10 protein-coding genes are annotated in these 16442 nt (G+C 72.7%); 5 read left to right on the top strand and 5 right to left on the bottom strand.

Annotated elements, in window-relative coordinates; all coding sequences use genetic code 11:
* Positions 1-134 precede the first annotated feature (134 nt).
* A complete protein-coding gene (locus tag RM788_RS50605; RefSeq protein ID WP_315928892.1) occupies positions 135-1613 on the bottom strand; it encodes an FAD-dependent oxidoreductase in 1479 nt (492 codons plus the stop codon).
* 215 nt (positions 1614-1828) lie between these two features.
* Between RM788_RS50605 and RM788_RS50600 the strand changes: the two genes are divergently transcribed.
* The 5 genes from RM788_RS50600 to RM788_RS50580 all read left to right on the top strand — a co-directional run bounded on the left by RM788_RS50600 (position 1829) and on the right by RM788_RS50580 (position 6869).
* Positions 1829-2302, top strand: a complete 474-nt coding sequence (locus tag RM788_RS50600) for a MarR family winged helix-turn-helix transcriptional regulator (protein ID WP_315928890.1) — start codon at positions 1829-1831, stop codon at positions 2300-2302.
* A gap of 19 nt (positions 2303-2321) precedes the next feature.
* Positions 2322-2840, top strand: coding sequence for a DUF6630 family protein (locus RM788_RS50595; RefSeq protein WP_315928888.1), 519 nt, complete (start codon positions 2322-2324; stop codon positions 2838-2840).
* Positions 2841-2934: 94 nt separating this feature from the next.
* Positions 2935-3546: a class I SAM-dependent methyltransferase gene (locus tag RM788_RS50590; protein WP_315928886.1), complete on the top strand. Its 612-nt coding sequence runs from the start codon at positions 2935-2937 to the stop codon at positions 3544-3546.
* Positions 3547-4818: 1272 nt separating this feature from the next.
* A complete protein-coding gene (locus RM788_RS50585; RefSeq protein WP_315928884.1) occupies positions 4819-5640 on the top strand; it encodes an AfsR/SARP family transcriptional regulator in 822 nt (273 codons plus the stop codon).
* A gap of 92 nt (positions 5641-5732) precedes the next feature.
* The gene (locus tag RM788_RS50580; protein ID WP_315928881.1) at positions 5733-6869 is read left to right on the top strand and encodes an acyl-CoA dehydrogenase family protein; all 1137 of its coding nucleotides are present in this window, start codon (positions 5733-5735) and stop codon (positions 6867-6869) included.
* Positions 6870-6932: 63 nt separating this feature from the next.
* Here RM788_RS50580 and ccrA read toward each other — a convergent pair whose 3' ends face one another.
* The 4 genes from ccrA to RM788_RS50560 form a co-directional block, all read right to left on the bottom strand.
* Positions 6933-8267: a crotonyl-CoA carboxylase/reductase gene (gene ccrA / locus RM788_RS50575; protein WP_315928879.1), complete on the bottom strand. Its 1335-nt coding sequence runs from the start codon at positions 8265-8267 to the stop codon at positions 6933-6935.
* Between the two features lie 34 nt (positions 8268-8301).
* Positions 8302-9270, bottom strand: a complete 969-nt coding sequence (locus RM788_RS50570) for a class I SAM-dependent methyltransferase (RefSeq protein WP_315928877.1) — start codon at positions 9268-9270, stop codon at positions 8302-8304.
* Between the two features lie 82 nt (positions 9271-9352).
* Positions 9353-10555 carry a cytochrome P450 gene (locus tag RM788_RS50565; RefSeq protein ID WP_315928875.1) on the bottom strand — a complete coding sequence of 401 codons (1203 nt, stop codon included), beginning with the start codon at positions 10553-10555 and terminating at the stop codon, positions 9353-9355.
* On the bottom strand, positions 10552-16425 hold the full coding sequence (locus RM788_RS50560) for an SDR family NAD(P)-dependent oxidoreductase (RefSeq protein WP_399345316.1): 5874 nt from the start codon (positions 16423-16425) through the stop codon (positions 10552-10554). Before RM788_RS50560 ends, RM788_RS50565 begins: the two co-directional genes overlap by 4 nt.
* Positions 16426-16442 lie beyond the last annotated feature (17 nt).

Raw genomic sequence — 16442 nt, 5'->3', positions numbered from 1 at the left:
AACTGGTCGGCGGGCATCTCTACCACCTGCCCTTTCAGCCCGACAAGGCCCAAAAAAGGGGCCCCAAGTCAAGCCGGCCGCACCCGGAGATCCTGGATCCGCCCCCCGGCGACCCAGCACGACAACAACACCGCCTAACCCCGAACACCAATACCGTCCAAATAGGACTCAACCACCCCCAGGTCACCACTGTCGACCACTGCCGCGACGTACCCGTCCGGGCGCACCAACACCCACTGCCCCGTCGACAACCCGTACCCGTCGCGAAAATACCCACCGCCGTCCACCACATCACCCCGAACCCCGGTGGTGTGCACATGCAGTCCCGCCCGCGCCGCCGGTGCCGAATCGGCGTCGACGTCATGTCCCAGCAGCGTCCAATGCGGCCCCCGGAACAGGGTGAACAGCCGCGTCGCCACCCCACCCGCCCCCGTCACCGGGGCATCGGGCGCACGATCACCCGGCACCACCCCCTTGTCCCGCCCCGAACTCCCCACGTTGAGCGATGACCCCGCGTATCCGAGGTCGAGCTGGTGCACCTCGCGGCCCCGGCGCATGTCGCGTTCCTTGACCGCTTCCAGCAGCCGAACGGACAGGCCCAGGACCGATTCGGCGATCGGCCTCCGCTCCTCCTCGTACGTGTCGAGCAGCGACTCGGCGGCCCCGCCGAGCACGGCGGCGAGCTTCCAGCCGAGGTTGTAGGCGTCCTGCACGCTGGTGTTGAGGCCCTGGCCGCCGGTCGGCGGGTGGCAGTGCGCCGCGTCCCCCGCCAGCAACACCCGTCCCTCGCGGTACCTGTCGGCCAGTCGGGCGTTCATCTCGAACGCCGATGCCCAGCGCACCTCGCGGATCACGATGTCGTCGCGTCCGGTGCGCGCGTGGAACAGCGCGGTGAGCCCTTCGGCGGAGAGGTCGACGTCGAGGTCGAACGGGATCGGGCCCTGGAACTGGAACATGTCCGTACCGCGCAGCGGGCACAGCGACGTCTGTTCCCAGCGGTGCCAGGCATCGGTCGTGAGACCGTCGACCAGCACGTCGGCGACGACCGCCCGCACGCCGAGCGTCCTGCCGGGAAACCCGATGCCCAGCGCTTTGCGCACGAAGCTCGACCCGCCGTCGGTGCCGACCAGGTACCGGGTCCGCACGGTCCGCTCGCCGGTCGGGGTCGCGAGCCGGGCGGTGACCCCGTCCGCGTCCTGGTCGAACCCGACGAGTTCGTGGCCGTGCAGCACGACGTGGCCGAGTTCGGCCAGCCGTTCCCGCATCCGGCGCTCGGTGAGGAACTGCGGGACCATCAGCGCGAGCTGGTACGGCTCCGCGGGGGTCGGTTCGGCCTGCTCGGTGACGGCCACGTCCACGAAGCCGCCGTCGGCGTAGGTGCGCTGGACGGGGTACTCGCCGCCGGAGGCGACGATCCGGTCGATCACCCCGAGGTCCTCGAACACCTCCTGGCTCCGGGGCTGGATCCCCTTGCCGCGCGAACCCCCGAACGGCTGCGGCGCCTTGTCGATCAGCAGGAATCCGACGCCCCTGCGGGCCAGGTCGACGGCGAGGGTCAGCCCCGCCGCGCCGGATCCGCAGATGACCACGTCGGGGTCGGTGGTGGGTGCCATGGCTCGGCTCTCCATCGGTAGTGGGTTGCATACGATCAAAACGTGTGCATGATGCACACGTTATTCTCGACCGCTAGACGTAGTCAAGGAAACTGACCCAAAACTTCGTGCGTTCTGCACAGGTCTTCGGAGCGCGCACGAGGCGAACGGCCGCGGCGGGCCCGCGTTAACATGAGCGCGTTCGTTCCGAACAGCGGAAGGCAGGTGCGGCGGTCATGACGCCCAGACGTCGACTGGTGGCGCAGCGGCACCTGCACCAGTCCGTCGTGGACCTGATGGCGCTCATGAACCTGCCGCAGCGCGACGAGGTCCTCCTCAGCGAGGCGGGCGTGACCCTCGACCGCGCCCTGTTCCCGCTGCTGGTGGGCATCGAGCGGTTCCAGCCGATCGGCGTCGTCGAACTCGCCGAGAAGGCCGGGCGCGACCACACCACGGTCAGCAGGCAGGTCGCGAAGCTGGCCGATCAGGGCCTGGTCGAACGCCGTCCGAGCGCGGAGGACCGGCGGATCAAGGAAGCGCTGATCACCGCCGAGGGCCGTCGGGTCATCGACGCGCTCGACGCCGCCCGGCACCGGCTCAACGCGCACGCGTTCGCGCAGTGGACCGACCGCGACCTGTTCGAACTCGAACGCCTGATGCGCAGGTTCGTGGACGACCTCAACGCTCCGCCCGCCCCCGAGAACGACTAGCCCCAGCAGGAGAACACCCATGGCGCCGACCGCCCGAGACGCGCTGGCCGCCCTCGCCGCACTGCTCGCCCCCGGCCTGCCGGACGTCGCCGACCGCGTGACGAGCGCCCACGACGATCCCGGCGGCTACCTGCGGACGCACGCCGACCGCCTCGACGACCGCGGTGTCGACGAACCGATCCCCAACCTCGCGTGGATCGCGCTGGTCGACGCGCTCACCGACCACGGCCTGCTCGCCGAGGTCGACTGGAAGGAGGAGCCGGAGGAGGTCACCGCCCGGCTGCGGGCGCTCCGCTCCACACCGGACGCCTCCGCGTGGACCTGGCTCGACGGCACCGACACCGAGATCCCCACGTACGACTTCCTCGAACTCGCGGGCGACGGCCTCCACGCCGCGGGCACCGCTCTCGCCGTCCTCGACATCGAGTCGGACTGCTACCCGCTCGTGCTCCTCCCGAGCACCCAGGGCCCCGATCTCGTGGACCTGGCCGCCGCCGCCGGGTTCCGGGCCGACGTCCTCGGCACCCCCGAGGCGTGACGGCGACGTGACGTGGTCGTCCGGCAGCCCGACGCGCATGGCCGGTGACATGGGCAGGCCGTTGCGCCGCGTCCGGGGTCCCGGCGGCTGAACCGTGCCCTTCGACCACAACGACCACTACCACCGCCTGCTGCTGCGCCACGTGCCGCGCGGCGGCGGGGTGGCGCTGGACGTCGGCTGCGGCACCGGCCGGTTCGCCCGGCGACTGGCCGGACGAGGCCTGGAGGTCGACGCGGTCGACGTGTCCGAAGAGGTCGTCGCCGAGGCCCGCGCGCTCTCCGCGGGTGCCGGGAACCCGCGGTTCGAGTGCGCGGACGTCACCGCGATCGACCTGCCGCGGGGGCGCTACGACGTCATCTCGTGCCTGGCGTGCGTCCACCACATGCCGTTCTCCACCGTCGCCGCACTGCGCGACGCGCTCGCGCCGGGCGGTGTCCTGCTGATCCTGGGCTGCTACCCGGAGTCGACCGCCGTCGACCGGGCGTGGAGCCTGGCGGCCGTCCCGGTCAACGCCGCCGCCCGGCTCGCCGTCGCCGTGGTGGAGGAGTTCCGCCGTGGTTCCGCCACGACGGGGCGGGCACCGGTGACGCGGCCGACCACTCCCCTGCGCCGGATCCGCCGGGAAGCCGAGGTCCTGCTGCCCGGCTGCCGCGTCCGCAGGCTCCTGTTCTGGCGCTACCTGCTGGTCTTCCGCGACGGCGGCTGACCCGCGCGGCGCAGCCTGGCCGGCCGCGCTATCCGGACGCTACGGCGACTGCCTAGCGTGGGGTCGACCGACTCGCCGGACGCTGCCCGAGTCGGATGGCACCGATCCGATCCGCTGATCCGATCCGCCGATTTCGACGTGGTCCACACCCTGTGCCCTGTCGCTTCGAAAGCGACGGCGTCGACCGCCGGTGGACATGTCCGGAACGCCGATCCCAAGTCGTCCGGAATGGGAACACCGGCCCGGATGTCGCATTCCCCGTATTCCGGTGGTTCACGCCCACTTCACTTCCGCGAAGTGCACGTGCAGACGACTTTTCGCATCGGATGCGGACTCCGGTATCCACAACGCGCTGTGAAACCGATTGCATTCCACTGGTGACGGGTGGACCGCTCGGTGCACTCGGATGGTCGAACGCGAATCAGCGGCACATCCCGCACCAGCCTGTACTGCGAATTCACTCCAACAGCACCGCAGTCGGGCACGAAACGGGCCCCTAGATCACGGCAAACGGGCACGAACGCGATTCCCGGTCGTCGTCGCGATCGCGTCCGGATAACCGGAACCCTTTGTGAAGAAGGCTTACCAAGCCGTCGAGCCATGCCGTGAAGCCTTCTTGCGGGCTCAAACACTTCCCGGATACTTGCACGCCAGCAGGCTCGTGACCAGCAAACATGCTTCCGGTGGCACATGTACGACAGAAAAACAGCCCATCGCGGGTTGCCTGCGGATTCGCCTCGCGGTAAGCGAAAGGACATCGACCGTTTCCGGTTTATCCAAATCAAGAGCAGTACTCGCGTTACGACGAACGTCGCCGTCCGCGACTGGTACAAAAGTTCCCAATCGGCGTGACCTACATCACTTCGATTTTCCTTACCAGTGACGATTTATACGGTTAACGCCATCCGGGTGAACAGCACTCAAGGCGATCCTCCGCGCCGTGAACCCGAAATTGTCACCCGATCGGACGAGCACCCTGGACGCTGAGTCACCATTTTCGACCAAATGGGGCTCCACGCGCACCGCGGCGAAGAGCAAGCCAAATGAGACGGTAATCGAAAGGAAGCGAGTCGGAATGTCCGCTGTACACACAACGGACATTGATTTGCGCGGTACCGAACCATCACCATGGGGACCGCATTCACCGAGTCGGCGCAGAGCACAACAGGTACAGAGCACAACAGGGAGAGAGGCCGCTCTATGGGGCGTGCACGGGAGCTTCGTCCACGGGAGACACGAATCCGTTTCGGGATATTCGGGCCGACACAGGCCGTGGTCGACGACGTGGAGGTCGCGATACCCGCCGCCCAGCAGCGGATCATCCTCGCGGGACTGCTGCTCTACAACAACCGCGTGGTGTCGATCGACCGCATCGCCTGGTTCCTCTGGGGCGAGAAGCTGCCCCCGAGCGCGGTCCCGACCATCCGCACGTACGTGATGCGCCTGCGCCGCACGCTCGGCCCGCAGGTGGCCGAGCGGATCGTCACCAAGGCGCCCGGCTACATGATCAACGTCAGCCCCGGCGAGAGCGACCTCGCGTCGTTCTTCGACCTGCACGGCCGCGCGGCGGAACTGGCCTCGGAGGGCAAGCACGCCGAGGCGTCGGCCGCCCTGTCGTCGGCGCTGGCGCTGTGGCGCGACGCGCCGCTGCTGGACGTGCCCTCCCCGACGTTGCAGGACATGGAGGTGCCGCCGCTGCTGGAGCTGCGGATGCAGACCCTGGAGTGGTGGATCGACCTGGAGCTGCAACTGGGCAGGCACGCCCGCCTGGTGCCGGAGCTGTCGCACCTGGTGCGGGCGCACCCGTTGCGGGAGACGCTGACCGCGCAGCTGATGCTGGCGCTGCACGGCGCGGGTCGCCAGTCCGACGCGCTGGCCGCGTTCCTGCACACCCGCAACCTGCTCATCGAACAGCTCGGCAGCGAGCCGGGCCAGGAGCTGCGCCACGTGCAGCGGCTCATCCTCCGCACCGACGGGGGCCCGCAACACGCCCGACCGCAGGTACCGCCGCAGGCGACCGATCGGGGCACCTCGCACAACAGCCGCCTGGAGAACCGGTGGCGGCTGATCGGCTCACCCAGCTTCGGCTGGTGACCAGGCCGCTATCGCGCCGCTAGGCGTGCCGCGGACCATGGTCGCGGCGGCGTCCCGCCGCCCGACTCCCCGGACCGCGAAGAGGGCCTGGCATGAACGTGACCACCGCGGCGGCCGGATCCCCCGCCGAACAGGCGGACCTGGTGACGAAGCTCGTCGGTGACCGGGCGGGCGAGTGGGACAGGGCCGGCGCGCTGCCGGTGGACCTGCTGCGCCGCTTGGGCGCCGACGGCCTGCTGTGCGCCGAGGTGCCCGTGGAGCACGGCGGTCTCGGCTGGACGAGCCTGGACAACGGCGAGTTCACGGCGCACACGGGCGCGCTGTGCAGTTCGCTGCGCAGCGTGCAGACGTCGCAGGGCATGGCGGCGTGGACCGTGCGGCGGCTCGCGGAACCGGACCAGCAGGCGGAGTACCTGGGCAGGCTGACCGGCGGCGAGCTGGCCGCGGTCGGGTTCAGCGAGCCGCACGCGGGCAGCGACCTGGTCGCGATGTCCACGACGATCCGCCCGGACGGCGACTCGGTCGTGGTCGACGGGCACAAGGTGTGGGTGACGGCCGCGCACTACGCGGACCTCCTCGTGGTGTTCGGCCGGTACACCGAGGGCGGCGGCGCCGTGGTCGTGGTGCCCGCCGACGCGCCGGGCGTGCGGGTCGAGCGGGTCGCCGATCCGCTGGGCTGCCGCGCCGCCGGGCACGCCGCCGTGTTCCTGGACTCGGTGCGGGTGCCCGCGTCCGCCGTCCTCGGAGCCGGGGCCGGGCTCGGGCTGCTGGTGGCGTCGGCGCTGGCGTACGGGCGCAAGTCGGTGGCGTGGGGCTGCGTCGGCATCCTGCGCGCGTGCCGGGACGCGGCCGCGCGGCACGCCGCCACCCGCGAGCAGTTCGGCAGGCCGCTGGCGGAGCACCAGCTCGTGGCCCGGCACCTGGCGACCCTGGTCACGGGGGAACAGGTGGCGACCCGGCTGTGCGAGCACGCGAGCCGGTGCTGGGACAGCGGGTCGCCGGAGTCGGTGATCGCCACGCTGCTGGCCAAGAACGAGAGCGCGCGGCGGGCGGCCGAGGGCGCGGCCGCCGCGGTGCAGGTGCTGGCGTCGGCCGGGGCGCGCGACGGGCACGTGGTGGCGCGGGCCTACCGGGACGCGAAGCTGATGGAGATCATCGAGGGCAGCACGGAGATGTGCGAACTGCTGCTGGCGGAACACGTGGTCAGGGGCGTGCGGGACGCCCGGTAGGACTCGACCGCCGGACAGGGCGATCGGTCCCGGTGCCCGACCGGGCACCGGGACCGACGTCCGTCACACCACGACCTTGGTCTCCAGCACGGGCGGGCGGAGCGCGGCCAGCCGGTCGCGCTTGGCCTGGTCGCTCACGCCGAGACCCGCTTCGGGCGCCAGGCACAGCACGCCGACCTTGCCGACGTGGCCGTTGGTCTGCACCAGCCGGGCCGCGTCGCCGACGCCGTCGAGCGAGTGCACCTCCGAGAGCACCGGCAGCACCAGCCCGAGGTCGAACAGCCGGTTGGACTCCCACTGCTCCTGGAGGTTCGCGCCGTGGCTGCCGATGAGCCGCTTGAGCTTCATCCACAGGTAGCGGTTGTCGTACTGGTGCTGGTAGCCGGTGCTGGACCCGCAGGTGACGACCGCGCCGCCGCGCCGGGCGACGAACATCGAGATGCCGAACGTGGCCCGCCCGACGTGGTCGAACACGATGTGCGGGTCGTCGCCGGTCTCCCTGCGGATGATGGACCCGATCCGCTTGCCCGCCTGGAGCACCGCGCGCGGGTCGCCCGGATCGCCGAGGCCGATCTCCGAGCGGTCGATGACCACGTCGCAGCCGAGCTTGCGGACCAGGTCGGCCTTCTCGCCGGAGCCGACGACGCCGACCGCGACACCGCCCGCCTGCTTGACCATCTGCACGCCGAACGCGCCGAGACCGCCCGCCGCGCCCCAGACGAGGACGACGTCGCCGAGCTTCATCCGGGCGCCGCGCTCGCTGATGAGCATCCGGTAGGCGGTGGCCGCGCACACCGGGGTGCTGGCGGCCTCCTCCCAGGTGAGGTGGGGCGGCTTGGGCACCAGCTGGCTGGCGCGCACGACCGCGTAGTGGGCGAGGCCGCCGTAGTTGGTCTCGTACCCCCACGCCCGCTGCGAGTTGCCGATCATGCCGTCGCCGTGCACGGCCGGTTCCTGGTCGTCCACGTGCACCGGGGTGACGACCACGCGGTCGCCGACCTGCCAGCGCCGGACGCCGACACCGGCGCGGACCACGACCCCGGAGGCGTCCGAGCCGAGCACGTGGAACGGCTGGTCGTGGCGGGTCGCCCAGCCGCCCTCGCGGCCGAAGTGCTTGAGGAACGCGAACGTCGGCACCGGGTCGAACGTGGCCGACCACACCGTGTTGTAGTTGATGGAACTGGCCATCAGCGCGACCAGCACCTCGTCCGGCGCGAGTTCGGGCATCGGCACGTCGCCGACCCGGATCGACTTGCGGACGTCCTTGTCCTCGACGCCGCTGAACATGTCGGCGTCCTCGACGCGGGTGTGCGCGGCCCGGAACCGCTCGGGCACGGGGTGGCCGAGCAGTTCGTCCGCGCCTGCGCCGCGCACCGCGGCCGCTGCGAGAGCATCCATGGTTGTTCCATCTCCTCGGTCGGTCGGGACGCGGCTACTCCGGGCGCCTGCGGGCCACGCTGTGGACGTAGGACTCCACCGGCAGCGTCCACGCCGACGGCACCCTGCCCAGCTTCTGCATCGCCCGCACGACCGGGCTGGTCTCCATGCCGATGAAGGGGCTGCCCATGGTGGTCGCCTGCATCTGGAAGGCGACGTGCCGCCGGAGCCTGCTGCTGCCCACCTCGGCGACGCGCCGGAAGTGGCTGCCCGGAGCCATCCTCTTGCGGATGCCCGCCCGGACGTGCTCGGAGATGTCCTCTTCGGACAGCCACTCGAACCCCGGAACGTCCCGCTTGAGCAGGGTCGTCACGTCGTAGCGGTGCTCGGTGAAGCCGTCCAGGAAGGAGAAGTACCCGCCGGGCTTGAGGACCCTGGCCACCTCGGCGAGGAACCGCTCCGGGTGCGGGTAGTTGTGCGAGCTCTCCACGCTGATCACGACGTCGACCTCGGCGTCGCCCAGCGGCAGCGCCTCCGCGTCGCCCTGGATGTAGCGCAGCTGGTCGCCGCGGGCCAGCAGGGCGTTGGACCGGCGCACGGCCATCGGGGACAGCTCGACACCGAGGAACCTGCCACCGGGCGCCGCGCGGGACAGGAAGTTCAGCCCCTCGCCCGCGCCGCTGCCGATCTCCAGCACGGTCTTGCCCGCGTACTCGTCCAGCGCGAGCGGGAGTTCCCGCAGGGCGCGGAAGTAGAGCTGCTCGGACACGCCGTCGGTGCAGAACTGGAGGCTGCCGGGGAGGACCTCGTCGATCTCCTTGGCCAGGATCGGGTCGTCCATCCCCCAGTTCCAGATCTCGCCGCGCGCGGCCATCATCGCCGCGACGTTGTAGAGCCAGATGGAGTGGCCCTTGAACGTGTCGCTGGCCTCGGCGTCGAGCACCGCGGACTCGCTGGGACCGTTGAAGCGGCTGACGGTGTCCATGAACGCGTTGATCGCCGCCGGACCGCCGGTGGATTCCATGTGCTTTCCCCTGTCGGTTCGCTGATGGGCTCGAGTCTCACGTGGCGCCGTAGCGCCCCGATATCTGCGCGATGGCCGCCGGTCACCAGGTGACGGGCAGGGAGTTCAGCCCGTACGCGGCCGCCTCGTCCTTGAACGACAGCTCCTCCGGCGCGACCGCGAGCCGCAGCCCCGGCAGGCGGCGGAACAGGGTCTCCAGGACGATCTGCAACTCCACCCTGGCCATGTGCTGGCCGATGCACATGTGCGCGCCGTACCCGAAGGCGAGGTGGCGGCCGGCCGTGCGTTCGACGTCGAGCCGGTCGGGGTCGGTGAACACCTCGGGGTCGCGGTTGACCGAAGGTCCCAGTGCCACCACTCCGTCACCCTTGCCGATGGTCACGCCCGCGATGGTGACGTCGTCGGTCGCGACCCGGTAGGACACGGGGTTGAGGATGCTGCAGTAGCGCAGCAGCTCCTCCACGGCCGCGGGCCAGCGCTCGGGCTCGCGCTGGAGCAGCGCGAGCTGGTCGGGGTGCTGGAGCAGGGCGGCGATGCTGAGCGAGATCTGGTTGGCGGTGCTCTCGAAGCCCGCGACCAGCAGGGTGAGCGCCAGCTCCACCAGCGACTGGTGGTCGGTGCCGTCGCCGTCCTCGCGGGCCTTGCGGACGCGGCGGCCGATCAGGTCGTCGGAGGGGTTCTCCTCCTTGGCCGTGACGAGCTGGTCGATGTAGCCCAGCAGCGCGCCGATGGCGGCCATCCGCTCCTGCGGCGGCGTGAACAGGTCGATCATGGTCGACGAGCGGACGCGGAAGGTGTCGCGGTCCGCGTCGGGCACGCCGAGCAGATCGCAGATCAGGGTGGTGGGCACCGGCAGCGCCAAGGCGGGCACCAGGTCCGCGGTGCCGGGTCCGTCCAGGATCGCGTCGATCAGCTCGTCGACGACCTTCCGCATGTCCGCCCGCATGGTGTCCACGCGGCGCTGGGTGAACTCGCCGTTGATGGCGCGGCGCGCGGCCCCGTGCTCGGGCGCGTCCATCTCGCCGATCGACGCGCGGAAACCGACGTCCACGTTGTACGGGACGAGCGAGGGGTAGTTGGGCTGCTTGCGGTCCACGCTGAACGCGTCCGACACCAGCAGCTCGCGGGCCGCGGCGTGCGTCCACACCGCCCACGCCTCCTTCCCGGAACCCAGGCGCACGCGGGTGACCGGTCCCTCCGCGCGCAGCTCGGCGTTGCCGTCGGGTTCGCCGTACGGGCAGCCCCGCCGGACGGACAGGTCGGGGACGGACGGGGTCTCGGTCATGCGGTGGCCTCTTCCTTGTCGACGGCGCCTTCCCCGGCGACGTCCTCGTGGTGGACGGGTGGGACCGGGTCGAGGGTGCGGAGCCACTTCTCCACCGCGGCGGTGCAGTGCTCCAGGTGCTGCTCGGCGAGGGTGAAGTGGTTGCCGGGGACGTCCACGACGGTCTGCGCGGTCTCCCAGCTCGCGCGCCAGTCGTCGGACTCCGGGTCGTCGGTCATGCCGTCGATCGGCTCGGAGGCCCGCACCAGCAGCAGCGGCGCGGCGCACGGGCCCGGTGTCCAGTCCTCGAACATGCCGCCGTACCAGGCCATCGCGGTCAGCCGGTCGGCGTCCATGCGGACGTACTGGTCCTCGCGGTCGAACATGCCGCCCATCAGGTACTCCTGGACGCGGTCCTTCATGATCGTCGGATCGCCGATCAGGTAGGTGTCCAGCAGCGCCACCCCGGCCGGGCGGATGCCGCGGGCCTCCAGCGCGGTGGCGGTGGCGTGCGCGAGGTAGCCGCCCGACGAACTGCCCAGCAGCACGAACGACTCGCCGACCCGCTCGGCGATCGAGTCGGCGTACGCCCCGACGAGGGTGTCCACGTCGGCGGCGAGCAGTTCCCCCGCGCCGAAGCCGGGGACGTCGAACGCCAGGAACGGCCGCACGCCGCGGAACTGGCCCGCGAAGCGCGCGAACTGGTGGGCGCCCGCGATGGCCACGATGGAGGAGAAGCAGACCAGCGCGGGGCCGTCCGGACCGTCGGCGAGGCGGACCGGTTCCGGCAGGGCGGGCCACTGGTCGGGCGAGGTGGCCATGGGACGCAGGCGGGCCGCCTCGCGGACCAGCCGCTGGCCGGTCTTGCGGTGGCCGAGGCTCAGGGCGTGCCGGAACAGGCCGTCGAGCGCGTCCAGCGGGTTGCCCGCGGGGGCGGTCGGTTCCGGCGCGGGGCGGGTGGCGCGGGCGAGCACGCGGACCAGTTCGTCCGGGGTGCCCGCGTCGAACGCGACCGTCGCCTTGAGCCGGAGCCCGGTGGCGCGGCTCAGCGCGTTGCGGAGTTCGACCGCGGTCAGCGAGTCGAGGCCCAGTTCCAGGAACCCGCGGTCGCCGACGACGGCCTCCGGGCCGGGGTAGCCGAGCACGTCGGCGATCCGGCCGAACACGGCGTCGCGCAGGGCGGGACCCTCCAGGGCCGTGACGCGAGGGCGTGGAGCACGGGCGGGACCGCGGACGAGGGCGCGCAGCAGCGGCGGCACGTCGTCGGCACTTCCCTTCGGCAGGGCCAGCCGGGCGGGCACCAGCAGCGGCGAGCCGTCGGCCAGCGCGGTGTCGAACAGCTCCAGCCCCTCCTCGGGGCTCAGCGGCCCGCCGAACCGGCGCAGCCGTTCCCGCTGCGCGGGGTCGAGGTCGCCGACCACGCCCTCGTCGACGTCCCAGGTGCCCCAGGCGAGCGACTGCGCGGGCAGGCCCTCGGCGCGGCGGTGGTGCGCCAGCGCGTCCAGGAAGGAGTTGGCGGCGGCGTAGGCGCTCTGGCCGGGGCTGCCGAACACCCCGGCGGCCGAGGAGAACAGCACGAACGCGGCCAGGTCGAGGTCGCGGGTCAGCTCGTGCAGGTGCAGCGCGGCGTCGGCCTTCGGGCGCAGCACGAGGTCCGCGCGTTCGGCGTCGGTGTCCTCGAGCAGGCCGTCGGCCAGCACGCCCGCGGCGTGGACGACGGCGGTCAGCGGATGCTCGGCGGGGATCGCGGCCAGCAGGGCGGCCAGCGCGTCCCGGTCGGTGACGTCGCAGGCCACGACGTCCACGTGCGCGCCGGGAATCGACACCTCGACCTGCCTGCGGCCGACCAGGAGCAGCCGGGTGACGCCGTGCGCGGCGACCAGGTGGCGGGCGAGGCGCGAGCCCAGCGCCCCGGTTCCGCCGGTGATGAGCACGGTGCCGCGGGAGGGGAACGCGATCCCCCCGCTGCCGGCGGGGGCGGTGACGAGCCGGGGTGCGGTGAACTCACCCGCGCGCACCGCGATCTGCGGTTCGCCCGTGGCGAGGACGGCGGCCACCGGGGCATCGTCCGCGGTGTCCACGTCGACCAGCACGAACCGGTCCGGGTGCTCGGACTGAGCGGCGCGCACCAGTCCCCACACGGCCGCGCCCGCCAGGTCGACGACGTCCTCGGTGGCGATCGCCCGGCGGGTGAGGACCACCAGGGTGCTCTGCTCCCGCCGGTCGTCGGCCAGCCAGTCGCGCAGGGCGTCCCGCACCCGGTGCACGGCCTCGCGGACGGTCGCCCGCTGGTCCACCAGGGACAGCACGACGAAGTCGGGCACGGGCTCGGGCGCCGGGATCGGGACCGGCTGCCACCGCATGCGGAACAGCGGGGCCGCCGCGGACCGCACGGGCGCGCCCGCCTCGCGGACCACCAGGGAGCCGATGGTCACCACCGGAGCGCCGTGGGGATCGGTGGCCTCGACGGCCACCTCGTCGCCTCCCGTCGGCCGGGTGCGGACCCGCAGCGCGGTCGCGCCGGACCGGTGCACGGCGACGCCGCCGAAGCCGAACGGCAGCGCGCCCTCCGGCACGGTTCCGGGCGGCAGGAGGCCCACGGTCTGGAGTGCCGCGTCCAGCAGCGCCGGGTGCACGGCGAACCCGGCCGCGTGGCGGCGCTGGTCCTCGGGCAGCTCGACCTCCGCGTACACGTCGTCGCCGAGCCGCCAGGCCGACCGCAGGCCGCGGAACGCGGGTCCGTAGTGGACACCGGCCGCGGCGAAGTCCTCGTAGCGCCCGGCCAGGTCGAGCGGCTCGGCCCCGGCGGGCGGCCACTCGCCCAGGCCGTCCGGGGTCCGGTGGGTGGCCGACAGCGTGCCGGTGGCGTGCGGGGTCCACCCGGCCGTGGCGTCCGGGCGGGAGTGGATCCCGACGTCGCGGACGCCGTCCTCGGCGGGCGGACCGATCCGCACCTGCACGGTCACGTCACCGGAGGCGGGGAGCACCAGCGGGGCCAGCACGGTGAGGTCGTCCACGGTGGCGTCGCCCGCGTACACGGCCAGGTCCACGAACGCCGCGCCGGGCAGCACGACGGCGGTGCCGAGGGCGTGGTCGGCCAGCCACGGGCTGGTCGCCAGGGAGAGGACGCCGGTGAGCACGGTGCCGCCGTCCGCCAGGTCGACCAGCGCGCCGAGCAGCGGGTGCGGCGAGGACTCCAAACCCGCCGCGGCCAGGTCTGCGGGGCCGGTCAGGGCCGGGCCGAGCCAGTACCGCTCGCGCTGGAAGGCGTAGGTGGGCAGGGGGATCCGGCGGGCGGTGGTGCCGGCGAAGACCGGCGTCCAGTCCACCGGCACGCCCCGCACGTGGGCTTCGGCGAGCGACCGGGTCATCCGGTCCGCGCCGCCGTCGTCGCGGCGCAGCGAACCGACGGCCACGACGTCCTCGCCCGCGTCCTCCGCGGTGTCCAGCACGGCGGGCACCAGCAGCGGGTGCGGGCTGCACTCGACGAACGTCCGGTGGCCGGACCCGAGCAGGTCGCGCACGGCGCCCAGGAAGTCCACCGGCCTGCGGGCGTTGGCGAACCAGTACTCGGGGTTCAGATCCGCGCCGCGGACCCACTCGCCGGTCGCGGTGGAGCGCAGCGGGATCCGCGGGACGCGCGGTCGGATCTCCGCCACGACGTCGAGCAGCCGGTCCCGGATCTGGTCCACCTGCGGGGAGTGCGAGGCGTAGCCGATGGGGATGCGACGGGTGCGGACGCCGTCGGCGGTCAGCGCGGCGGCCAGGTCCTCCAGGTCGCCCAGCGGTCCGGAGACGGCGACGGACTCGGGGCCGTTGACCGCGGCGACGGACAGCGCGGTCCGGCCCACCAGGCGTCGGCCGACCTCGTCCGGGGACGCGGACACCGACAGCATGCCCTCCAGGCCCGCCAGCGCGGTCAGCTCCTGGCCGCGGCGGGCCACGATGAGCGCGGCGTCCTCCAGCGACAGCGCGCCCGCGAAGCACGCGGCGGCGATCTCACCCTGCGAGTGCCCGACGACCGCGGCGGGCCGCAGCCCGTGCGAGCGCCACACCTCGGCCAGCGACACCATGACCGCGAACAGCACGGGCTGGACGACGCCGTCGGAGTCGAGCGGCCGTCCCTCGCGCAGGGCGGCGGTCAGCGACCAGTCCAGGTGCGGCGCGAACGCGGCTTCGCACTCGGCCATGCGGTCCGCGAAGACCGGTGAGGTGTCGAGCAGGTCGGCGCCCATCCCGGCCCACTGCGAGCCCTGGCCGGGGAAGACGAACACGACCCGTCCCGCCCGCCGGACGCGGCCGGTGACCAGGCCCGCGGCCCGCCCGCCGTCCGCCAACGCCGCCAGTGCGCCCGCGTGGTCCGGGCCTAGCACGGCGGCGCGGTGTTCGAAGTGGGTGCGGGTGAGGGCCAGGGAGTAGCCGACGTCGGCGGCGTCCGAGTCGGCGTGCGCGGCGAGGCGGGCGGCCTGGTCGGCCAGACCGCGTTCGGTGCGCGAGGACAGCAGCCACGGCACGGAGGCCGGGCGCGTTCCACCCGGAACCGGTGCGGGGGCGGGTGGTTCTTCCAGGATCACGTGCGCGTTGGTGCCGCTGACGCCGAACGACGACACGCCGCCGCGGCGGGGGCGGTCACCGCGTGGCCACGGGCGGCTCGCGGTGAGCAGCCGGACGTCGCCCTCGGTCCAGTCGACCTGGCGGGTGGGCGCGTCCACGTGCAGGGTCGACGGCATGGTCTCGTGCCGCAGCGCCAGCAGGAGCTTGAGCACACCGGCCGCGCCAGCGGCGGCCTGGGTGTGGCCGATGTTCGACTTGAGCGAGCCGAACCACAGCGGGTCGGCGCGGTCCTGGCCGTAGGCGGCGAGGACGGCCTGGGCCTCGATCGGGTCGCCCAGGGTGGTGCCGGTGCCGTGCGCCTCCACCAGGTCCACATCGGACGGTCGGAGCCGGGCGTCGGCGAGCGCGCTCGCGATGACCCGTTGCTGCGACGGGCCGTTGGGTGCGCTCAGGCCGTTGCTGGCGCCGTCGGAGTTGACCGCGGAGCCGCGCACGACGGCCAGCACCGGGTGCCCGTGGCGCAGGGCGTCGGCCAGCCGCTCGACCACCAGCACCACCACGCCCTCGCTGAACCCGGTGCCGTCCGCGGCGTCGGCGAACGACTTGCAGCGGCCGTCGGGGGCGAGCGCGCCCGCGGCCGACGCAGCGCGCAGGTACGCGGCCGGGTCGGGCAGCACGGTCGCGCCCGCGGCCAGCGCGAGGTCGCACTCCCCCGCCCGCAGGGCGCCGGTGGCCAGGTGCAGCGCGACCAGCGACGACGAGCAGGCCGTGTCGACCGTGACCGCCGGTCCCTCCAGGCCGAACGCGTAGGCCAACCTGCCCGACGCCACGTTCACCTGCGTGCCCGTGGTGACGAAGTTCGCCACGCCCTCGGGCAGGTCGTAGGCCGACGCGTGGGCGTAGTGGGTGCCCATGACGCCCGCGTAGACGCCGGTCCGGCTGCCCTTGAGCGCGGGCAGGGTGTACCCGGCCCGCTCGAACGCCTCCCACGACGTCTCCAGCAGCAGCCGCTGCTGCGGGTCCATGGCCAGCGCCTCGCGGGGCGAGATGCCGAAGAACCCGGCGTCGAAGTGCCCGGCGTCGCGCAGGAACCCGCCGCGCAGGTCGTCGCGCACCGGGCGTTCGCGGTCGGTCGGCAGCGGCCCGACGGCGTCGCCGCCCTCGGCCAGCAGCCGCCACAGGCCCTCGGGGGTGTCGATGCCGCCCGGCAGCCTGCACGCCGCGGCGACGATCGCCACCGGGGCGTGCGCGGCCTCCGCCAGCGAGTGGTTCCGCGCGCGGAGGTGTTCGTTGTCCTGCAACGACTTCCGCAGCGCTTCGACGATCTTGTCAGGCACAGCCATCAGTCGCTCCG

It is taken from the genome of Umezawaea sp. Da 62-37, from assembly GCF_032460545.1.
Classification (GTDB): domain Bacteria; phylum Actinomycetota; class Actinomycetes; order Mycobacteriales; family Pseudonocardiaceae; genus Umezawaea.
The sequence above is the reverse complement of the archived record's forward strand: the minus strand, read 5'-3'. Positions and strand labels throughout refer to the sequence as shown.